Source organism: Blastococcus deserti (assembly GCF_042682525.1).
GTDB classification, from domain to species: domain Bacteria; phylum Actinomycetota; class Actinomycetes; order Mycobacteriales; family Geodermatophilaceae; genus Blastococcus_B; species Blastococcus_B deserti.
Genome location: NZ_JBHUHP010000001.1, coordinates 116,351 through 136,205, shown reverse-complemented (window position 1 = coordinate 136,205; position 19,855 = coordinate 116,351). Strand labels below are relative to the sequence as shown.

Sequence of the window (19,855 nt, the reverse complement as noted above, 5' to 3'; positions counted from 1 at the left end):
GGTCGGGCGGTGGGCGGCTCAGGAGGCGGCGGCCACCGGGGCCGTCGTCGACCGCGGTCGCCACCTCCGGCTCACTCCGGGAGGGACGACGGGTCCCGTCGGCGCCCGGGGAGCCAGAGCAGGACGACGACCGCCGCGATCACCGCGGCGACGGCGGTGAAGACCGCGGTCAGGTGCATGGCGGACACGAAGGCCTCGCGAGCCGGCTCGACGACCGCGGCCGCGGCCCGTGCGGCGTCGGCGTCCCCGCTGCCCTGCACCCGGGAGACGGCCTCCAGCGTGGCGACGATGGACTGGCTGGCCTCCGCCCGCGCCTCGGCGGGCAGCGCATCGGCCGTGCTGCCCAGGTGCGCGGAGTAGGAGGCGGCGAGGACGGAACCGAGGATCGCCACCCCGAGCGCACCGCCGATCTGGCGGACGGAGTTGTTCACCGCGGCTCCGGCGCCGGCCTTCTCGCGCGGCACCACCGACATGATCGACTCGGTGGCCGGAGCCATCACCGCGCCCATCCCCAGCCCCTGCACCGACAGCACGAGCAGCAGCAGCCACACCGGGGACGTGAGGTCGAGCAGCTGGATGCCGACGAAGGACAGCGCGATCAGGAGGAACCCGGCGGCGCAGACCGCCTTGGCCCCGAAGCGCTCGGCCAGCCCCGAGCTGCGCGGCGCCATGATCGCCATGCCGAGGGCGACGGGGATGAGAGCGGCACCGCTCTGCAGGGGGCTGTAGCCGCGGACCCCCTGCAGGTAGTAGACGAGGTAGAACGTCGCCCCCAGCAGCGCGAAGAAGTTCAGGCCGAGCGCGCCCGCCGCCGCGGAGAAGGCGGGGTTGCGGAAGAGCGACACGTCGAGGGCCGGGTGGGTCGAGCGGCGCTGCAGCCACACGAAGACGGCGAGCAGCAGGAGCCCGCCGACGAGCGGGACGAGCACGCCGGGCGTCGTCCAGCCGGCTCCCGAACCGCCGCGGATGATGCCGTAGACGAGCCCGGCCAGGGCGACGATGGACAGCAGGACGCCGGGGACGTCGAGCCGGCCCGGGGACGGGTCCTTGGACTCGGGCACGAACGCCAGGACGCCCGCGATGCCGAGGACGGCCACCGGCACGCCCACGAGGAACACCGAACCCCACCAGTAGTGCTCGAGGACGGCGCCGCCCGCGAGGGGTCCTCCGGCGACGGCGATGCCCGCGGTGCCGGCCCAGATGCCGATCGCGCGCCCGCGCTCACGGGGCGGGAAGACGTTGGTGATGACGGCGAGGGTGGTGGGCTGGACGGCCGCGCCACCGATGCCCATGACCGCGCGCCAGGCGGTGAGCTCCAGCGGGCTGCTGCTGAAGGCGGCCAGCACCGATCCGGCGGCGAAGACGGTGAGGCCGATCAGCAGGACCTTCCGCCGGCCGATGCGGTCACCGACCACGCCCCAGGAGAAGAGCAGCCCCGCGAACACGAGGATGTAGGCGTCCACGGCCCACTGCAGCTCTCCGTGGGTGGCGTCGAGCTCCCGCTGCAGGGTGGGCAGGGCGACGTTGAGGATCGTGTTGCCCGTGATCACCACGAGCAGGCACACGGTCATGGTGGCCAGGACCCACCAGCGGCGGGCATAGCCCGGCCCGTGCTGCGTGGTCGCCCCGGGCTGCGCAGACCGGCCCGTCGCGGTCACGCCTGCTGGGGAGGGGGCCGGCGGGTGGGGCCGGCGTCGGGGCGGCGGGTGGCGTCGGCGTCGGGGCGGCGGGCGGGGTCGGCGAAGGCCGCGAAGGCCTCGAGGTTGCGCAGCGACTCCCCCCGCTTGACCCGCCACTCCCACTCGCGGCGGATGGAGGTGCCGAACCCGATCTCCAGCATCGCGTTGAAGTGGTCGTCGGCGTAGCTTAGGACCGCGCCGAGGATGCGGTCGATCTCCTCGGGCGTGACCGCCGCGTGCGGCAGCCGGCCGGTCAGGTAGACGTCGCCCACGCTGTCGATGGAGTAGGCGACGCCGTACATCCGCGCGTTGTGCTGCAGCAGGAAGGTCCACAGCTGCTCGCGGTTCTCGTCGGGCTGCCGGCAGACGAAGGCCTCCACCCGGAGGGCGTGCTCGCCGACGATGAGCCCGCACACCGTCTTGAGCTTCTTGGTGCCGGGCAGGTCGATCAGCCAGCGCCCCGGGGCGGGGTGCTCGTGGACGAGCTCGCTGTCGCGGAGGGTCTGCTCGATGACGGCGTCGAGCTCGAGGACGGTCCGGTCGGTCACCGCGCCACCTGGACGCCGGGAAGGGTGCGGAGCGGGCCGATGGCAGGGTGCCTGAACTGCTGGGTCGCGCGGTGCATCTCCTCGGCGGCGGAGGTGTACGCGGCGACGAGGGCGTCGGCGGTGCGGTCCCAGGAGAAGAGGCCGGCGTGCCGGCGGGCACCGGCGGACAGCAGCTGGCGCCGCCCGAGGACGGCGTGCACGGCGGCGGCGTAGATCCTCGGGTCGTGACCGTCGACGAGCACGCCGGAGACGCCGTCGCGGACGGCGGTGGGGAGACCGCCCACCGCGGCCGCGACGACCGGCGTGCCGCAGGCCTGGGCCTCGAGGGCCACCAGGCCGAAGGATTCGTTGTGGCTGGGGACGACGGTGACGTCGGCGGCGCGGTAGTGGTCGGCGAGCCGCTCGGGCGGCTGCGGCGGAAAGAAGGTGACCACGTCGGCGATGCCGAGGTCGCCCGCGAGCTTCTGCAGCTGCTCCGGCGCCTCGAGGCCCGACCCGCTGGGTGCGCCGACGACGTGCACGCGCAGCCGGCTGCGGAGAGCGGGATCGTCGGCGAGCAGCTGCGCGGCGGCGTGCAGGAGGACGTCCGGGGCCTTCAGGGGCTGGATGCGGCCGACGAACAACAGGACGACCAGGTCGTCGGTGATGCCGATGGCCCGGCGGGCGGCGGACCGGTCGCCCGGGCTGAAGCGGTCGAGGTCCACCCCCGGCGGGACGACGAGGGTGCGGGACGGGTCGGCGCCGTAGAGGCGGACCAGCTGACGGGCCTCCTCGTCGGTGTTGGCGATCAGCCGGTCGGCCTCGGCCACGACCTGCTCCTCGCCGATCACCCGGGCGCGCGGTTCGGGCCGGTCACCCGCGGCGAGGGCCTCGTTCTTGACCTTGGCGAGGGTGTGGGCGGTGTGGATCAGCGGCACGCTCCAGCGGTCCCGGGCCAGCCACCCGACCTGACCCGAGAGCCAGTAGTGGGAGTGGACGAGGTCGTAGTGGCCCGGCTCGTGCTGCGCCTCCTCGCGCAGGACGGCGGCGGTGAAGGCGCAGAGCTGGGCGGGCAGCTCCTCCTTGCCCAGGCCCTCGAACGGGCCGGCGCTCACGTGCCGGACCGTCACGCCCGGAACCATCTCGACCACCGGCGGGAGGTCGCTGGAGGTAGCGCGGGTGAAGACGTCGACCGCGATGCCGCGGGCGGCGAGCCGGCGGGAGACCTCGACGATGTAGACGTTCATGCCCCCGGCGTCGCCGGCGCCGGGCTGGTCGAGCGGGCTGGTGTGGACCGACAGCGTGGCCACCCGCCGGGGCGTGCCAGGGCGGGGGAACCGGCGAGCGGGCACGCGTTGACCTCCCGCACTGCCGAGTCTGCCGGGCGCCGGATCGGCACCCCTGTCGACCACCCATCCTGCAACAGCGGCAGGATGGCCACATGTCAGATACCTCACCTCTCCCCTCGTCCGGGTACCGCGGCCTCCCGGGGACGGGCCGCACAGCGGTCGTGACCGGGGCGTCGAGCGGTATCGGGGCCGCCACCGCCACGCGGCTGGCGGCGGAGGGTTTCGACGTCGTCCTGGCCGCGCGGAGGCTGGACCGGCTCAACGAGCTGGCGTCCTCCATCGGCGGCCGTGCACTCGCCCTCGACGTCACCGACCAGGCGTCAGTGGACGCCTTCGCCGCCGCGCTAGACCGCGTCGACGTCCTGGTGAACAACGCCGGTGGCGCGTTCGACGCCAACCCGGTCGAGGACGCCGACCTGGACTCCTGGGCCCGCACCTACGACGTCAACGTGCTGGGCACCGTGCGGGTGACCAAGGCGCTGCTTCCGGCGCTGCGGGCCTCCGGCGCCGCGGACGTGCTGTTCGTCGGCTCGACCGCGGGGCTGATCTCGTACGAGGGCGGGGCGTCCTACACCGCCGCGAAGCACGGGGTGCACACGCTGGCCGAGACGCTGCGGCTGGAGCTGAACGGCGAACCGGTGCGGGTGATCGAGATCGCGCCCGGGATGGTGCGCACCGACGAGTTCTCCCTCAAGCGGCTGGGCTCCTCGGAGGCGGCCGACGCCGTGTACCGCGGGGTGCGGGAGCCGCTGGTGGCCGAGGACATCGCCGACTGCATCGCGTGGACGCTCACCCGGCCGCACCACGTGAACATCGACCTGATGGTCGTGCGCCCGCTCGCCCAGGCCGCCCAGCACAAGGTCGCGCGCGAGACGTGACCGGAGGGGTGGACCGCCGCTGGGGTCACGTCTCTGCCGGCCCGTCGTGGGCTAGGGGCGGACCGCCGTCGGCTCGCGCTCGAGGCTGACGCCGAACTTCTCCCGCACGGCAGCGACGATGCGGTCGGCGAACGCCAGCAGCTCGGCCGCCGTCGCGCCGTCCTCCGTGGTGAGGGCGAGGCTGTGCCGGGACGACGTCCCGACCTTGCCCGCCCGCGTGCCGCGGCCGAAGCCGGCGTGCTGGACCAGCCAGGCGGCGCTGAGCTTGACCTGGCCGTCGGGCGTGGGCCAGCTCGGGCAGCCCTCGACGGCGTGCTCGGCTGGGACGATCGGATTGGTGAAGAACGAACCGGCGCTGCGGCTGTCGGGGTCGGCCGGGTCCCAGACCATGCCCTTGCCGCGGCGCAGCCGCAGCACCGCCTCCCGCACCTCGGCCAGCGGTGCGGACTCGCCGATCTCGACGCCGATGGTCCGGGCCAGTTCCGCGTAGGAGACCGGCCGCGACCGGGTGCCCGGGTGCAGCGCGAAGGTGACCTCCAGGACCACGAAGCGCCCCGGATCCCGCTTGAGCCGGCTGTCGCGGTAGGCGAACTCGCACTCGGCGGGATCGAGGGTGCGCTCGGACTTCTCGGCCCGGTCGTACACGCGCACGGCGGTGATCGTCTGCGCGACCTCCTGCCCGTAGGCGCCCACATTCTGGATGGGCGTGGCGCCGGTCGAGCCGGGGATGCCGGAGAGCGCCTCGATCCCGGCCAGGCGGTTCTCGACGGTGAAGGCGACCAGCTCGTCCCAGTCGTGGCCGGCCTGGACGGTGAGTTCGTCGCCGTCGCGGCGGATCCCGCGGCTCCGGACCAGGACGACGTCCCCCGCCCAGCCCTCGTCCGGCGCGACCACGTTCGAGCCGCCCCCGAGCACCAGCAGCGGGCGCCCGGACTCGTCGGCGTCACGGACGGCGGCGACCAGCTCCTCGGCGTCCGCGACCTCCACCAGACGCTCGATCGGACCGCCGACCCCGAGGGTGGTGAGGTCCGCCAGCCGGACGTCGCGTCGCTCCTGCACGGCACCACGCTAACCGGGACTACCCTCCGGACCGGTGAGCGAGGCGGGCAGCGACCACAAGCGCCGGGCATCGCTGTCCCCGTCGCCCCAGCGCAGGGCGCCGCGGCTCGCGGCCGGGCGGGCACGGGCCCTGGGTCTGCCCACGCGGGGCACCACCAACGCCAACCGCCTCCGCCGGGTCGACCGATGGCTGCTGGCCACGCAGGTCCCCCGGCTGCGTGACTCGGCCAGGCCCCTCGTGGTCGACCTCGGGTACGGCTCGTCCGCCATCACCACCCTCGAGCTCGTCGAGCGGCTCGGTCCGGAGGTGAACGGGCTGGAAGTGGTCGGTCTGGAGATCGACCCGGCACGCGTGGCGGCGGTGGAGGCCGATCGCGATCCGCCCCGGGTGGACTTCCGCGTGGGCGGCTTCGAGCTGGCCGGGCTGAACCCGGTGCTCGTGCGGGCGTTCAACGTCCTCCGGCAGTACGACGAGGCGTCCGCCGCCCGGGCCTGGGACACCATGTGCGCCGCTCTGGGACCGGGCGGCCTGCTGGTCGAGGGAACCTGCGACGAGTGGGGACGACGGGCGGCGTGGGTCGCCCTCGACGCCGGCGGCCCGCTCACGCTCACGCTCTCCACCCGGGTCGCGGACATCTCGGCCCCCTCCGACCTCGCCGAGCGGCTGCCCAAGGCGCTGATCCACCACAACGTCCCCGGCCGGCCGGTGCACGAGTTCCTCCGCGCGTTCGACGCGGCGTGGGCGGCCGCCGCCGGACTGACGGCATTCGGTCCTCGCCAGCGCTGGGTCGCGGCGGTGCAAGCCCTCGCCGCCCAGGGCTGGCCGGTGGTGGGGTCGACACGACGATGGCGGCACGGCGAGATCACGGTCCGATGGTCGGCGGTCGCACCGACCTGAGCCGGTCCGCCCTCCACAGCGCGACTGCGACCCACCACCGTTCTGACCGGGTCCAGAGAGCGCCCGACCGATCCGGCGAGGGCGGTCAGGAGATCCGGCAAGGCCATCGATCCGGCAGGGCCATCAGCGGCGTGAGGCACCATGTCCGCGTGAGGGACCGGGGCGGAGCGCTGCACGGGTGAGACTGCCGCCGGGCCCCACCCCCGTCGCCGGAGGAACCGCCGAGCTGCTCGCCGACGCCGACCGGGACGGTTCCTGGATGCTGCTGGTCAACGGCACGCCGCAGTCGCACGTCGATCTCGAGGACCCCACCCACCTGGAGTTCGAGTACGTCCGGCGCTTGGGTCACGTGCTCGACCTCGCCGGAGATGCGGGCACACCGCTCGACGTCGTGCATCTCGGCGGTGGGGCGCTCACCCTTCCCCGCTACGTCGCCGTCATGCGACCGGGCTCCCGTCAGCGCGTGGTGGAGATCGACCGACCACTGACCGACCTCGTCCGTGAACACCTCCCCCTGCCCCGCGGTGCCCGCATCCGCGTGCGGCCCGAGGACGCCCGGGTCGGCCTGACCGCCCTGCACACCGCCACCGCCGACATCGTCATCTGCGACGTCTTCGCCGGCGCCCGCACGCCCGCGCACCTCACCACCGCCGAGTTCGCCACCCAGGTGCACCGGGTCCTGCGGCCGGGCGGCGTCTACGGGGTCAACGTCGCCGACGGCCCGCCGCTGGCCTTCGCCCGTCGGCAGGTCGCCACCCTCCGGTCGGTCTTCCGCGAGGTCTGCCTCCTGGCGGAACCGGGCACGCTGCGGGGCCGCCGCTTCGGGAACCTGGTCGCCGTGGCGTCCGACAGCGAGCTCCCGGTCGCCGGGTACGTCCGCCGCTGCGCCGGCGACCCCATGCCCTCGCGGGTCGTGCACGGCGAGGACCTCGACCGCTTCACGGGGAAGGCCCGGCCGGTCCAGGATGCGGACGCCGTCGCCTCCCCCGAGCCCCCCGAGGGCGTGTTCAGTCGCTGAGCGCGGCCTCGAAGGCAGCCAGGGCTTCGTCGCTGAACAGGACGAAGCGCACCTCCCGCACGTGCTCCACTGACGCCGCACGGACGCCCGCGACCGCCTGGCGCGCGGCGTCCTCGAGCGGCCATCCGTACACCCCCGCGGAGATCGCCGGGAACGCCACCGTCCGGGCGCCCAGCCCGTCGGCCACACGCAGGCTCTCGGAGTAGCAGGACCGCAGCACCGGCGACAGGTCCCGGGTGGCCGACCAGATCGGGCCCGCGGTGTGCACGACCCAGCGCGCCGGCAGCCGACCCGCCGTCGTCGCGACCGCCTGCCCGCGGGGCAGCCGGCCGCCAGGCAGCCGCGCGACGATCGTGCGGCACTCCGCGAGGATCTCCGGTCCTCCGGCGGCATGGATGGCGCCGTCCACCCCGCCGCCGCCGAGCAGCCCGGGATTGGCCGCATTGACGATCACGTCCACGTCCGCCTGCGTGATGTCGCCACGAACCGCCCGCAGATCCACGTCCCGACCGTAAGGTCCAGAGGTATGACCGCGCCCGCGAACCGTCGTCTCCGCAGGGACTCCGAGCACAAGGTGATCGGCGGCGTCTGCGCCGGCATCGCCCGCCGCTACGGCCTGCCCCGCAACCGCCTGCGCCTCGCGTTCGTGCTGTCCTGCGTGCTCCCCGGCCCGCAGATCGTCGCCTACCTGCTGCTGTGGGTGCTCATCCCCGCCGACTGACCAGCCGGTCCACCGGACGGCCCCCGTGGGCGGGGCTCTCAGGGGCGGGCGCTCACCAGCTGTTGCCCCGCCGGAGCCCGCGCACGGCCGGGCGCACGTCGACCAGGTACACGACGGCGGCGATGACGGCGGGCAGACCGAGGAAGCTCATCGGGCCCTGCCAGAAGATGACCAGTGCCGCGAGGCCGGTGATCGCCGCCCAGCCCGGCTTCGTCAGCTTCCCCGCCGCGACGTACCCGGGCGCGGGACGGAAGACGGAGTCGACGAACGCCCACAGCGTCAGCGCCAGGGCACCGTAGTAGAGGACGGTGAGAACCAGCGCATCGAACATGCCGGAAGGGTACCGCCGCGACGGACCGGAATCGGGCAGGAATCCGGCATTCTCATCCGGATGCGACAGAGCCCCGGAGCGCTGACGCAGCTCCGGGGCCCTGGTCGAACGACGCCAGGCGGGACGTCAGTTCTTCTTGGCCGGCACCGAGGTCGGGTCCGCGGGCTTCGCGCTGCGGGCGCGGGTCACGCGGGCCGACGTCGACCTGGCAGGCGCCTTGCGCGCGGCCGGGGTGCTCTTCCGGGCAGCGGGCGCCTTCTTGGCCGGCTTCGGCTCCTCGACGACGTCCCCGGCGGTGGCCTTGGCCGCGTCGGCGGCGGCGTCGACCTGCTCCTCGGCCTTGGCCGCCGCCTTGGTCACCTTGGCGGCGGTCTTCTGCGTCACCGACGTGATCTCGTTGGAAGCCTCGACCACGGCCTCGGCGGCGTCCTCGATGACCTCGTCGATGGTCTCCTCGACGGCGTCCACGGCCTGCTCGGCGCGGCGGACAACCCGGCGGAGGGCCGGCTGACGACGCAGGTCCTCGACGACCTCGGCACCGCGCTCGGCGAGCGCGTCGATGGTGGACAGCGCCTGGGTGCGGGCGGTCTCGACCAGGCCGGCGACGGTGCCGCGCAGCGTCTCGGGCCGGACCGCGGTGGCCAGCTGCTGGGCGGCGGTCCGGGCGTTGCCGGCGGCCTCGGTCGCCCGGGTGCGGGCCTCCTTGACGGCCAGGTCGGCCTGGACCTGGGCCTCGCCGGGCAGCGTCTCGGCCTTGGACCGGAACTGCGCCACGGCGGTGCGGGCCCGCTCGACGGCGAGGTCACCGGCGCCGATGACGGCGAGGTTGAGGGTCTTGTAGGCGGACACGGCGGTCTCGCCGTACTGCTTCACGGTGTCGATGCGGGTCACGCTGACTCCTTGGAGGGTCGGGTTGCGGGAGGGACGTTCTGGGTGGCGGCCTGGGACGACGCCCGGTGCTCGCGGACGTAGGTCTCGTAGAGCTCCAGCAGGACTGCCTTGTGCCGCTCGGACAGGTCGCTGTCCGAGCGGATCGCCGCCACGGTGTCCGGATTTCCCGAACGCCGGTCGAGGATCCCGGCCCGCTCGTAGAGCGACTCGGCCGAGATCTTCAGGCCCCGGGCGATCGACGCGAGGATCTCCGCCGACGGCTTGCGGAGACCCCGCTCCACCTGGGACAGGTACGGGTTGCTGACGCCGGCGGTACGGGCCAGCTCGCGCAGCGACACCCGGGCGGCATTGCGCTGCTCGCGGATGAAGTCCCCCACCTGCGAGCTGACCGCGGCGACGCCCGGCGCCTCCGCGACCGACTCCGCCACGCTGCCGGCGACGCGGTCCACCTTCTCGCGGACCTGTGTCACCTGCTCGCGGACGAACTCACCCGGGGTCTGCACCGTTCCAACGATAGGCCCGGGTGCTAGCTGCTGCAAGCAGAGCTGCTAGCACAGTGGAGTGAGTCCAATCACACCCGAACGCGCAGCTCAGGCGGTCAACGAGGGCCCCGGGCGGACCTGTCCGACGACGCCGTCGCCGCCCGGCACCGGCGTCAGCAACCATCGCGAGAGCTCCTCCGCGGGCACCCCCAGCCGCCGCAGACCGGCCGCCAGCGCCGGCGTGCGGCCGCGGTCGCCGCCGTCGTCGAGCTTGAGCGCCACCGCGCCGAGGCCGGGCAGCGCCGCCACGTGGACACCGTCGGCCCCACCCTTGACCAGCAGGCCGGGGACCGCCTGCATGAGCTCGGTGTCCTCCCGGCCGGTGCCGGCCACGAACCAGGGCTGCGCCCGCATCGCGTCCGCCACCGCCCGGTCCCGGGTGCCCTCCGCCGCCTGCACGAGCGAGAGCACCCCCCGCGCCAGCCCCGTCACCGACAGGGCGTGCTGCGGGGCGCCGCACCCGTCGACGACGACGGCGGACACCGGCTCACCCGCGGCCTCGGCCAGCCGCGCCTCGATCGCCTGCTGCAGAGGATGGTCGGGCGACAGGTACCCCTCGGTCGGCCATCCCGCGGCCACGCAGGCCGACAGCATCGCCGCGTGCTTGCCCGAGCAGTTCATGGCCAGCCGCTCCGCCGGCCGGCCGGCGACCAGCCAGCTCGCCCTGGTCGGCTCGTACTGCGGCAGCGCCGCCGGGCAGCCGAGGTCGTCGGGCCCGAGCCCCGCGGCGGCGAGCATCCCGGCGGTCAGCTCGCGGTGGCCGTCCTCACCGTTGTGCGAGCCGGCCCCGATCGCCAGCTCCGCCGCCGAGCGCGGCGACCAGCCCGCGGCCAGCATGGCGGTCGCCTGCACCGGCTTGTTCGACGAGCGCGGCAGGGTCGGCCGGTCCACGGCGCCCACCGCGAACGTCACCGAGCCGGAGGCGTCGAGGACGACGAGCGACCCCCGGTGCGCCGACTCCAGGAAACCGGAACGCCACACCTCGACCAGGACCGGGTTGTCCGGCCAACGCGACGGATGGGAACGGCCCCCTTGCAGGGCCCCACCGCGAGCCTGCGAGTGGTGGGGGGCAAGGGGGTCCTTCATCAGTGGCGGCCCTCGTCGGCGAGGAGCGCGGCGACGTCGGCCTCGCCGTCCCGGTACCGGCGGCCGAGTTCGGCGGCCAGCCCGTCCATCACCTGCTGCACCCCACGCCGGCGCTCCGACAGGTCGCTCTCGGCCGCGGCCAGCGCACGCGCGGCCTTCTCCAGCTTGGCGTCGCTGAGGTCGGCGATCGCGGAGATGTCCACGCCCTTGGTCAGCCCGTTGACCCAGGACTCGTACTCCTCCGGCGCGTGCGGCTGCACGGTCTGGTGCCGGCCGAGGCCGTGCGCGGGGCCGCGCCCCTTCTCGGCGAGGATCTCCGGGAGCAGGTCCACCAGGGACCGCCCGTCGTGCTCGGCCCGGCGCTGGAGCTCGCGCCGCACGATGTCGAGGCGGCCCTGCAGGAGCCGCCGCGTGTAGGAGAGGTTGACCTCCTGCTGCTCGGCCTCCCGGCGCAGCCGGCGCACCTCCGACATCGGCTGCCGCGTGGCGTTCTCGAGGAAGTCCGGGCGCAGGATCGCGTCGACGGCGGCGCCACCGGCGGGAGCGGGCTTGGGACTCATCGTGCGACCTCCATCGGCTCGATGCCCAAGAAACCTCGGGCGTCCTGGGTACTCATCGGCGGGCGCTGGGCGATCCGGGCGAGTCCGGCGGCACGGGCGACGAGTTGGGCGTTGTCGCGCACCGGCTCGCCGGGAGCGTAGGTGAGCGTGTCCTCCATGCCCACGCGCAGGTGCCCGCCCGCCGACAGCGCCGCCAGCATCACCGGGATGGACGTGCGTCCCACGCCCGTGGCCGCGAACGTCGCGCCCTCCGGCAGGAACGGCAGGCAGGAGGTCAAGGCCTGGGCCGTGCCCGGCATGCCACCGGGCACGCCCATCACCAGGTCCACGTGCACGCGGCCGCCGTGCGGCGGGCCGTAGCGGTCCAGCAGGCGCTGCAGCGTCGCCAGGTGGCCCAGGTCGAAGACCTCGTACTCCGGCACGATGCCCCGCTGCTGCATCTGGGTGTGCAGCTCGACGATGAGGTCCCACGGGTTGGCGAACACGTCGCGCCCGAAGTTGACCGTGCCGAGCGTCAACGACGCCGCGTCGGGCGCCGCCTCCAGCACGGCCAGCCGGGCGTCGAACGGGTCGGTGACCGCCCCGCCGCTGGAGAGCTGGACCACCAGGTCCGTGGACTCCCGGACGGCGGCGACCACCTCACGCACCCGGCCGAGGTCCAGCGTCGGCACGGTGTCGGTGTCGCGCACGTGCAGGTGGATCACCGACGCGCCGACCGCCTGGCAGTCCCGCGCGGTGGCCACGACCTCTTCCACCGTCACCGGCAGCGCCGGGACGTCGGCCTTCGCCGACTCGGCGCCGGTCGGGGCGACGGTGATGAGCGTGCTGCGGGTCGAGGTGGGCGGGATCACCTGCCGATCGTGGCAGACCGGACCGCGCGGACACGCTCACGGGCGGCACTGACCGTGTCGTCGGCCGCCGCCGGGGCGTCGTCCGGGTCGATCGCCGCGGTGGAACCGGCGACCGTCAGGGCCGCGTCCATCGCCACCGACTGCTTCACCAGCGCCAGCGCCACGACGCCGAGCTCGTGGTGGCGCACGACGCTGCCGACCCGGCCGACCTCGCGGGTGCCGGACAGCACCGGGGTCCCCGGCTCCGCGAGCACCTCGCTGACGCCGTCCAGGTGGAGCAGGACCAGCCGCCGCGGTGGCCGCCCCAGGTTGTGCACCCGCGCCACCGTCTCCTGCCCGCGGTAGCAGCCCTTGTCCAGGTGCACCGCGGTGCGCAGCCACGGCAGCTCGTTCGGGATCGTCCGGTGGTCGGTGTCCACGCCCAGCCGGGGACGGCGGGCCTGGACCCGGAGCGCGTCGAACGCCTGGACCCCCGCCAGCTGTGCACCCGCGGCCTCCAGACGGGCGGCCACCGCGTCGAGGTCGGCGCGCGGCACGACGAGGTCGACCACGGGCGTCCCGTCGCCGATCGGGGGCATGCGGCGGGCGAAGCCGGCGTCGAGTGCGCGGACCGCGTACCCGGTCTCCGGCTCGGGGAGTCCGGCGGCTGCCAGGACCGCGGCGCCGGTGGGCCCGACGAGGGACAGCACCGCCCAGGTCGCCGTGACGAGGGCCGGCTCGACGCGGAGCATGAACCGCATCCGCTCGAGGAACGCCTGCAGCGCCGCCCCGGTCCCGGCCTCGACGTCGGCCCAGGTCGTGCCGCCGAGATCGGCCACCACCAGGTGGTGCTCGACGTGGCCGTTCGGCGAGAGGACCAGCGCCTCGCTGCCGGAGCCGTCGCCGAGCCGGTCCAGGTGCTGGCTGGTGATGCTGTGCAGCCAGGACAGCCGGTCGGCGCCCGGGATCGCGACGACGTCGCGGTCGCTGCGGTCGACCAGGCCGGCGCCCTCGGCGAGCAGCCGCTGCTCGCGGAGGGGATCGCCGTAGTGAGCGGCGATCGAGCGACCGGCCACGGTGCCCCCCTCGACGGCGACCGCGCCGGGGCGGGACAGCAGGGGTGAGGTCATGAGGAAGGCTCCGATCCGGCTCGTTCGCGGCACGCACGGCACGTCCCGGACAGGGCGACGTGCCCGACGTCCACGGTGAAACCCAGGTCGGCCGCCAGACGTTCCGCGGCGCTGTCGAGGAGGTCCGGGGCGGCCGAGGCGATCTCGCCGCACGACTGGCAGACGACGTGCAGGTGGGGGTGCTCGGCGGCGTGGTAGACCGGCGCCCCCTTGCCCAGGTGGGTGTGCCACACGAGGCCGAGCCGCTCGAGCAGCTCGAGGTTGCGGTAGACGGTCGACGTGTCAGGGGCCGCGCCGCCCGGGCCGGCCTCCTCCCGCAGCCGCGCCCCGATCGCCTCGGGCGTCGCGTGCTCCAGGGCGGTGACCGCCGCGAGGACGCGCTGCCGCTGGGCGGTCAGCCGCAGCCCGCGGGCCCGGAGCCGCTCGGCCAGCGGCGCCGCGTCCTGCCCGCCGTGCCCGTGTCCCACGCGGACGAGCCTATGCCCCGCTACGGTGGGCGGCGGTGCGCCGGGAAGTCTGGTCGGCAACGTCCCAGCCGACCCCTGCACTGGAGCCGCCACCATGACGACACCTCCCCCCGAGCTCCTCGGTCGCGGCTCGTGGCCCGAGGCGCAGCGGATCGCCGCCGTCCTGCGCAAGGAGACCGTCGGCGGGGCGCTGCTCCTCGCCGGGGCGGCGGTCGCCTTCGTCTGGGCGAACTCCCCGTGGGGCGACGTCTACGAGACGCTCCGGGACACCCGGGTGGGACCCGCGTCGCTGCACCTGGACCTCACGCTCGGCACCTGGGCTGCCGACGGTCTCCTGGCGATCTTCTTCTTCGTCGCCGGCCTCGAGCTCAAGCGGGAGTTCGTCGCCGGCGATCTCCGGGATCCACGCCGGGCGGCGCTGCCGATCACCGCCGCCATCGGCGGCATGGCGGTACCCGCGCTCGTCTTCGTGCTCTTCAACCTCGGCGGGCCGGAGGGCGCGCTGCGCGGGTGGGCGATCCCCTCGGCGACCGACATCGCCTTCGCCCTCGCCGTGCTCGCGGTGATCAGCACCCACCTGCCGAGCGGGCTGCGCACGTTCCTCCTCACCCTGGCCGTGGTCGACGACCTCCTGGCGATCGTCGTCATCGCGATCTTCTACACCGAGACGCTGTCCGTCCCGGCCCTGCTGCTGTCCCTGCTGCCCCTGGCGCTCTTCGGCCTGCTCGTGCAGAAGCGGATCAGCTCCTGGTGGCTGCTGCTCCCGCTCGCCGCGCTCACCTGGGTCTTCATGCACGAGTCGGGGGTCCATGCCACGGTCGCGGGCGTCCTGCTCGCCTTCACCGTCCCCGTCGTCCGCAGCGACGCCGCCGGCGGACCGGACGCCGGACCGGGACTCGCCGAGCAGTTCGAGCACCGCCTCCGCCCGCTCTCGGCCGGCGTCGCCGTCCCCGTCTTCGCCTTCTTCTCCGCGGGCGTCGCCGTGGGGGGGCTGTCGGGCCTGCGGGACTCGCTCGGCAACACCATCGCGCTCGGCATCGCGGTCGGCCTCCTGCTCGGCAAGGCGATCGGCATCACCGGCTCCACCTGGCTGGTCTCCCGCTTCACCCGGGCCCAGCTCGACGAGGACCTGGGCTGGCCCGACGTCATCGGGCTCTCCCTCCTGGGCGGCATGGGCTTCACCGTCTCCCTGCTGATCACCGAGCTCGCCTACGGGGTGGGCAGCCCCAGCTACGACCACGCGAAGGTGGGGATCCTCGGGGGAACGGTGGCCGCGGCCCTGCTCGCCGCCGTCGTCCTCCGGCTGCGCAACCGCCGCTACCGGCGCATGTACGACGAGGAGCACCGCGACGTCGACCACGACGGCATCCCCGACGCCTGGGACCCGGTCGACGACCGGCGGATCGACCCGTCCGGGGACCACCGGTCATCGCCGTCCGCCGAGAGCTGAAAATCTTCGTTGCAGGACCCATCCGAGCCGACGTACCGTCGAGGTACACGAGAGAGGAGGTGGTCCGTAACTTTGCTTAGCTACAGGACTCGTGAGGTGGCTGTCCGCTAGCCGCCGTCCAGATGGGCCGCCCGTTCGGAGTGGAATCCGAACGACGGCATGATCGCCCGTCCGTCGTACGGCGGCGAGCGAGAACCGGACAGTCACCCGACCCCCGGGCCGCCGACATTTGTCCAGTCGGCCCGCGTGCAGCCCCCTCTCCGGAGGGACGCGCCGCGGAGCAGCCCGGGGGTTGTCCGTTTCCCGGGGAGGATCGTGCAGCTCGGGGGCCTCCCGGTCGAGACGGACGTCTCCGCGGGCGTCTGGGTCTCGGCAGGCCGGCGCCGCGGCATTCCCGGCACCGTCGGCGCGCTCGTGCCGGCCGTCTTCGACGCCTACGCCCGCGTCCTCCACCCGGCCGTCCGCTACGACGGGGACGACGACGTCGAGGTCGGCTGGGCGGAGGTCGCCGAGTACAACGGCACCGTCGTCCACCCGCTCGCGCAGTGGCACGCGCTGACCCACGGGCCTGTCGACAGCCAGCCCCCGGTCTGGGACGACGGCCCCAGCGAGGGGCACCTTCCGGTCGCGGTCGCCTCGCGCCTGAGCGATGTGCTCCGCGCGCACACCACCACACCCGGGGATTGTCTCTTCGGCCGCTGGGACGGGTTCGGGTACGACCTGCCCCATCCCGACGTGCCACCGCGACTGCTGCTGCGGGGCGGTCGGGACGTCGTCCTCGTCCACGGCACGGTGGCCGACTCCGTCCGCAACCTGGCGCCCGAACCGCACGAGCAGAGCGCCAACCTCTGGTGGCCGGCCGACCGGGCCTGGTGCGTGGTCACCGACATCGACCTGGTGAGCACGTACGTCGGCGGCAGCGCCGCGTGCATCGCCGAGCTGCTCGCCTCCCCGTCGCTCGAGGCGCTGCCGTCGACGCCCGCGGACCCGGTCTCCGACGACGGCGACCCGGTGCACCCGCGCCCGGCTCCCTAGAGGCGGGCGAGCTCGGCGGCGAGGTCGTCGAGGCCGAGCGACCCCTGGGACAGCGCCGCCATGTGCCAGGCCTTGAGGTCGAAGTCCGCGCCACGCGCCTTCTGCGCCGCGGCACGGCCGTCCAGCCATGCGCGCTCCCCCAGCTTGTAGCTGATCGCCTGCCCCGGGATGCCCAGGTAGCGGACCAGTTCGCTGTCGAGGAAGGCGGGCGCCGCGCCGGAGTTCTCACCGAGGAACGCGCGCGCCAGCTCCGGGGTCCACGGCTTCCCCCGGTGGTCGGCGAGCACGCCCTCGGCGTCGTCGGGGACGGGCAGCTCGAGGTGCATGCCGATGTCGATGACCACGCGCACCGCGCGCAGCTGCTGGGCGTCGAGGTACCCGAGGCGGGTCCCGGGGTCGGGCAGGAACCCCAGCTCGTCCATGAGCCGCTCGGCGTACAGGGCCCAGCCCTCGACGTTCGCGCTGACCGAGCCGAGCGACGTCTGGTAGGTGGACAGCTGCTGGGAGACGTAGACCCACTGGGCCAGCTGCAGATGGTGGCCCGGAACGCCCTCGTGGTACCAGATCGACACCAGGTCCCAGAGAGGGAAGCGGGTCCGTCCCAGCGTGGGCAGCCACGTCCGGCCGGGCCGGGAGAAGTCCTGCGCCGGGCGGGTGTAGTACGGGGCCGCCGCGCTGCCGGGCGGGGCGATCATCGCCTCGACCTTCCGCACCGGCTCTGCCAGGTCGAAGTGCGTGCCGTCGAGCGCCTCGATGGCCTCGTCCATCATCGCCTGCAGCCGCTCGCGGACGGCCTCGACGCCCTCCACGGCGGGGCCGTTGGCGGTCAGCCAGCGCATCGCCTCCATGGGCGAGCCGCCGGGCAGGATCCTGCCGGCCTCCACGCGCTGCTCGGCCAGGATGCGGCGGTGCTCCGCCCAGCCCCAGGCGTAGGCCTCCTCCAGCCCCTCCCCGGCACCGAGGTCGGAGCCGGTCCAGCGGCGGACGGCGACGGCGTAGCGGTCCCGTCCGACGGCGTCCGGCGTCCCCTCCGCACGCGGCGCGTACTCGTCCCGCAGGTAGTCGCGGATCCCGGCGACCGCCTCGTCCGCCGCCCGGGCCGCTGCGTCCAGGTCCGCCCGGAGCGCCTCCGGGCCCGCGGCGGCGAAGGTGGCGAAGTAGGGGCCGGCCAGCCACTCGCCCAGCTGTCCGACCACGGTGCGGACCTGGCGGGGCGCGACGAACAGCCCGCGCCGGCCGCCCTCCTCGAGGGACTCCCGGTAGCCGCGGTAGGCCTCCGGCACCCGGGCCATGCGCCGGGCGATGACCGCCCAGTCCTCCTCGGTGGCCGACGGCATCATCATGAAGACCTGGCGGACCGAGTGGACGGGGCTGAACAGGTTCGACAGCGCCCGGTAGCCCTCACCGGACTCGTGCACCGCCAGCTCGGCACCGAGCCGTTCCCTCAGCAGGCGGGCGCAGTTGTGCTCGATCGGGTCGTCGGCGAGCGCGGGGTCCGCCGCGAGCACCCGGTCGAGCTCGGCGAGCATCTCGCGGGCCGTCGCCGCCTCCGCCTCCAGCCCGGCCGGGCTGTAGTCGGGCAGCCGGTCGTCGCCGGGGCGGGTGCCCAGCGACGTGGCCACGATCGGGTCGAGGTCGCAGACGGCCTCGACGTAGGCGTCGGCGACCTGCCTCGGGGTGGTCGGGCGGGTCGGCGGCGGAGCGGGGTTCATCGGATCCGCTCCAGCCGGGCCGACATCTGCGGGCGCAGGGGGCCGTCGGGGCCCGCCCGGTCGATGGCGTACATGAGCGCGCCCTCGACGATCCCGTACAGCCGCACCGCCCGGGTCACGTCGGGGGCGTCCGGCGTCCGGGCCAGCACGTCGGCGGTCAGCTCCCAGCTGGTCGTCGTCCGGGCCCGGCCGACGTAGAGCTCCACGATCCCCTCGGGGCTGGTCACCAGGAGCTCGACGTCGTCCTGGCCGCGGGGGCGCCAGAACCCCGACTCGCGGGTGCCGGGACCGACGATCGCTCCGTCGTCGGTGAGCCGCCAGGTGCGCGACTCGTAGGCGAGGAACCCGCGGCCGTCGTGGCTGAACCGCACCCACTGGCCGAACCGGTGGTCACCCGCGGCGCCCGCCGCCTGCCCCTCCCCGTGCCACTCCCCGAGCAGCGGCAGCACCGACAGGATCTCCTCGGAGACCTCCGGGCCGCTGCGGACGTCGGCGGAGTCGGGCACCGGCAGCTCGGTGGGCCCGCTCAACGCCGGGCCTCCCGCGGCCCGCGCGCGAGCCGGTAGGCGCCGACGGCGCAGCCGGCCGAGGCGAGCGCGGCCAGGACGGCCACGACCCAGGCAGAAACCATGCGCCCACGGTAATGACGACGCCGCGCGGGCCGTCAGGCGGTCGCCGGCATCCCGCCCACGGTCGCCCGGACGACGTCCTCCCAGGGCGTCGCCGTCAGGCCGAACGCGGCCGTGGTGGCGCTCGCGTCGACGACGTACTCCTGGTCGAACTGGTGCCGGACCGCGACCACCTCCCGCATCATCGGCACGGCCAGACCGACGACCCGGAGGACGGGCCACGGCACGCCGCTCACGCGGAGCCGCGGAACCGGGTGGGCGGGGGACGACATCGCCGCGGCGAGATCTCCCATCGCCTGGCGCTGCGACCGCGGGGCGGCGCTGGGCACGTGCCAGGCCCGCCCCGGCGCCCGGTCGTCGGTGCCGAGGGTGGCCAGGGTGGCGGCGACGTCGGGCAGGTAGGCCCAGCTGCGCGGGGCGTCGGGGTCGCCGATGACCCAGGCCCGCCGGCCGGCGCGCAGCGCGGAAAGCTGACGGCCCAGGTGCGAGTGCGCTGCCGGCACCTGCGGCCCGACGAAGTCCGCCGCCCGGGCCTCGGTGACCCGCACCCGGCCGGCCTCGTGCGCCGCGAGCGCGTCGGTCCACATCCGGATCCGCACCCGGCCCTTCACGTCCGTGGCGGCCAGCGGGCTCTCGGGGGTCATCGGCCCGGACGGGCGGCCGTAGCCGTAGAGGTTCGACATCGTCACCAGCACGGCGCCGGTGCGCTCGGCGGCGGTCAGCAGCGCCGCGGCGACGGGCGGCCAGTCGGTGGCCCACCGGTGGTAGGCCGGGTTGACGGCGTTGTACAGCGCGGCCGCGCCCCGTGCGGCCGCGGCCACCGCCTCGGCGTCGGACGCCTCGACCCGGCGGTGCTCGACGGTGTCGGTGGAGCGGCCTCCGCTGCGTGACAGCACTCGCACCTCGTGCCCCCGGGCGACTAGTTCGGCGGCCGTCGTCGTACCGACCGAACCCTTGCCGACGATGACGTGCAGTGCCATGGGGAGCTCCTCGGGGTTGGACGAGAGCGGTGCTCTCGTTCGACATCGATGCTCCGGCTCGACGACCCACCTGTCAAGAGCGG

22 protein-coding genes are annotated in these 19,855 nt (G+C 74.5%); 6 read left to right on the top strand and 16 right to left on the bottom strand.

What is annotated here, in order from left to right:
• Positions 1-71 precede the first annotated feature (71 nt).
• The 3 genes from ACFSHS_RS00660 to mshA are packed head-to-tail and all read right to left on the bottom strand — an operon-like array spanning position 72 to position 3,558.
• On the bottom strand, positions 72-1,658 hold the full coding sequence (locus ACFSHS_RS00660; RefSeq protein ID WP_376870522.1) for an MFS transporter: 1,587 nt from the start codon (positions 1,656-1,658) through the stop codon (positions 72-74).
• Positions 1,655-2,227, bottom strand: coding sequence for a type III secretion system chaperone family protein (locus ACFSHS_RS00655; protein ID WP_376870519.1), 573 nt, complete (start codon positions 2,225-2,227; stop codon positions 1,655-1,657). Before ACFSHS_RS00655 ends, ACFSHS_RS00660 begins: the two co-directional genes overlap by 4 nt.
• The gene (mshA, locus tag ACFSHS_RS00650) at positions 2,224-3,558 is read right to left on the bottom strand and encodes a D-inositol-3-phosphate glycosyltransferase (protein WP_376870516.1); all 1,335 of its coding nucleotides are present in this window, start codon (positions 3,556-3,558) and stop codon (positions 2,224-2,226) included. The genes ACFSHS_RS00655 and mshA overlap by 4 nt, the downstream gene beginning before the upstream one ends.
• Before the next feature lie 158 nt (positions 3,559-3,716).
• Here mshA and ACFSHS_RS00645 point away from each other — a divergent pair, with 158 nt between their 5' ends.
• Positions 3,717-4,433, top strand: a complete 717-nt coding sequence (locus ACFSHS_RS00645; protein ID WP_376870514.1) for an SDR family oxidoreductase — start codon at positions 3,717-3,719, stop codon at positions 4,431-4,433.
• Positions 4,434-4,484: 51 nt separating this feature from the next.
• Here ACFSHS_RS00645 and ACFSHS_RS00640 read toward each other — a convergent pair whose 3' ends face one another.
• Positions 4,485-5,492, bottom strand: a complete 1,008-nt coding sequence (locus ACFSHS_RS00640) for a UDP-N-acetylmuramate dehydrogenase (protein ID WP_376870511.1) — start codon at positions 5,490-5,492, stop codon at positions 4,485-4,487.
• Between the two features lie 34 nt (positions 5,493-5,526).
• Here ACFSHS_RS00640 and ACFSHS_RS00635 point away from each other — a divergent pair, with 34 nt between their 5' ends.
• Positions 5,527-6,390 (top strand): class I SAM-dependent methyltransferase, encoded by an 864-nt coding sequence (locus tag ACFSHS_RS00635; protein ID WP_376870509.1) that lies wholly within the window; start codon positions 5,527-5,529, stop codon positions 6,388-6,390.
• 178 nt (positions 6,391-6,568) lie between these two features.
• Positions 6,569-7,408, top strand: a complete 840-nt coding sequence (locus tag ACFSHS_RS00630; RefSeq protein WP_376870506.1) for a spermidine synthase — start codon at positions 6,569-6,571, stop codon at positions 7,406-7,408.
• Here ACFSHS_RS00630 and ACFSHS_RS00625 read toward each other — a convergent pair.
• Positions 7,398-7,910: an O-acetyl-ADP-ribose deacetylase gene (locus tag ACFSHS_RS00625; RefSeq protein ID WP_376870504.1), complete on the bottom strand. Its 513-nt coding sequence runs from the start codon at positions 7,908-7,910 to the stop codon at positions 7,398-7,400. The two genes, ACFSHS_RS00630 and ACFSHS_RS00625, sit on opposite strands and share 11 nt — an antisense overlap.
• Before the next feature lie 24 nt (positions 7,911-7,934).
• On the opposite strand from ACFSHS_RS00625, the gene ACFSHS_RS00620 reads away from it, so the two are divergent.
• Positions 7,935-8,129, top strand: a complete 195-nt coding sequence (locus tag ACFSHS_RS00620) for a PspC domain-containing protein (RefSeq protein WP_376870502.1) — start codon at positions 7,935-7,937, stop codon at positions 8,127-8,129.
• A 52-nt stretch (positions 8,130-8,181) separates the two neighbouring features.
• Here ACFSHS_RS00620 and ACFSHS_RS00615 read toward each other — a convergent pair whose 3' ends face one another.
• From ACFSHS_RS00615 to ACFSHS_RS00580, 8 genes are all read right to left on the bottom strand, one after another.
• The gene (locus tag ACFSHS_RS00615; RefSeq protein ID WP_376870500.1) at positions 8,182-8,460 is read right to left on the bottom strand and encodes a DUF2516 family protein; all 279 of its coding nucleotides are present in this window, start codon (positions 8,458-8,460) and stop codon (positions 8,182-8,184) included.
• A 126-nt stretch (positions 8,461-8,586) separates the two neighbouring features.
• Positions 8,587-9,351, bottom strand: a complete 765-nt coding sequence (locus tag ACFSHS_RS00610; protein ID WP_376870498.1) for a hypothetical protein — start codon at positions 9,349-9,351, stop codon at positions 8,587-8,589.
• Complete coding sequence (locus ACFSHS_RS00605; protein ID WP_376870495.1) at positions 9,348-9,854, bottom strand: helix-turn-helix domain-containing protein; 507 nt, start codon at positions 9,852-9,854, stop codon at positions 9,348-9,350. The genes ACFSHS_RS00610 and ACFSHS_RS00605 overlap by 4 nt, the downstream gene beginning before the upstream one ends.
• Positions 9,855-9,941: 87 nt before the next feature.
• Positions 9,942-10,979, bottom strand: coding sequence for an asparaginase (locus ACFSHS_RS00600; RefSeq protein WP_376870492.1), 1,038 nt, complete (start codon positions 10,977-10,979; stop codon positions 9,942-9,944).
• Positions 10,979-11,539 (bottom strand): RsiG family protein, encoded by a 561-nt coding sequence (locus tag ACFSHS_RS00595; protein WP_376870490.1) that lies wholly within the window; start codon positions 11,537-11,539, stop codon positions 10,979-10,981. The genes ACFSHS_RS00600 and ACFSHS_RS00595 overlap by 1 nt, the downstream gene beginning before the upstream one ends.
• A complete protein-coding gene (locus ACFSHS_RS00590) occupies positions 11,536-12,390 on the bottom strand; it encodes a beta-keto acid cleavage family enzyme (RefSeq protein ID WP_376870488.1) in 855 nt (284 codons plus the stop codon). Before ACFSHS_RS00590 ends, ACFSHS_RS00595 begins: the two co-directional genes overlap by 4 nt.
• Positions 12,387-13,499: a CAF17-like 4Fe-4S cluster assembly/insertion protein YgfZ gene (gene ygfZ, locus ACFSHS_RS00585; protein WP_376870486.1), complete on the bottom strand. Its 1,113-nt coding sequence runs from the start codon at positions 13,497-13,499 to the stop codon at positions 12,387-12,389. Before ygfZ ends, ACFSHS_RS00590 begins: the two co-directional genes overlap by 4 nt.
• Positions 13,496-13,966, bottom strand: a complete 471-nt coding sequence (locus ACFSHS_RS00580) for a Fur family transcriptional regulator (RefSeq protein WP_376870484.1) — start codon at positions 13,964-13,966, stop codon at positions 13,496-13,498. Before ACFSHS_RS00580 ends, ygfZ begins: the two co-directional genes overlap by 4 nt.
• A 94-nt stretch (positions 13,967-14,060) precedes the next feature.
• On the opposite strand from ACFSHS_RS00580, the gene nhaA reads away from it, so the two are divergent.
• Both nhaA and ACFSHS_RS00570 read left to right on the top strand, forming a co-directional pair.
• Positions 14,061-15,416: a Na+/H+ antiporter NhaA gene (nhaA, locus tag ACFSHS_RS00575; RefSeq protein ID WP_376870482.1), complete on the top strand. Its 1,356-nt coding sequence runs from the start codon at positions 14,061-14,063 to the stop codon at positions 15,414-15,416.
• A 315-nt stretch (positions 15,417-15,731) separates the two neighbouring features.
• Positions 15,732-16,451, top strand: a complete 720-nt coding sequence (locus ACFSHS_RS00570) for a hypothetical protein (protein ID WP_376870480.1) — start codon at positions 15,732-15,734, stop codon at positions 16,449-16,451.
• On the opposite strand, the gene ACFSHS_RS00565 is transcribed toward ACFSHS_RS00570, so the two are convergent.
• The 3 genes from ACFSHS_RS00565 to ACFSHS_RS00555 form a co-directional block, all read right to left on the bottom strand.
• The gene (locus ACFSHS_RS00565; RefSeq protein ID WP_376870478.1) at positions 16,448-18,163 is read right to left on the bottom strand and encodes a DUF885 domain-containing protein; all 1,716 of its coding nucleotides are present in this window, start codon (positions 18,161-18,163) and stop codon (positions 16,448-16,450) included. The genes ACFSHS_RS00570 and ACFSHS_RS00565 overlap by 4 nt on opposite strands.
• Complete coding sequence (locus ACFSHS_RS00560) at positions 18,160-18,693, bottom strand: heme-binding beta-barrel domain-containing protein (RefSeq protein ID WP_376870476.1); 534 nt, start codon at positions 18,691-18,693, stop codon at positions 18,160-18,162. The genes ACFSHS_RS00565 and ACFSHS_RS00560 overlap by 4 nt, the downstream gene beginning before the upstream one ends.
• Positions 18,694-18,827: 134 nt before the next feature.
• A complete protein-coding gene (locus tag ACFSHS_RS00555) occupies positions 18,828-19,772 on the bottom strand; it encodes an NAD-dependent epimerase/dehydratase family protein (RefSeq protein ID WP_376870474.1) in 945 nt (314 codons plus the stop codon).
• Positions 19,773-19,855 lie beyond the last annotated feature (83 nt).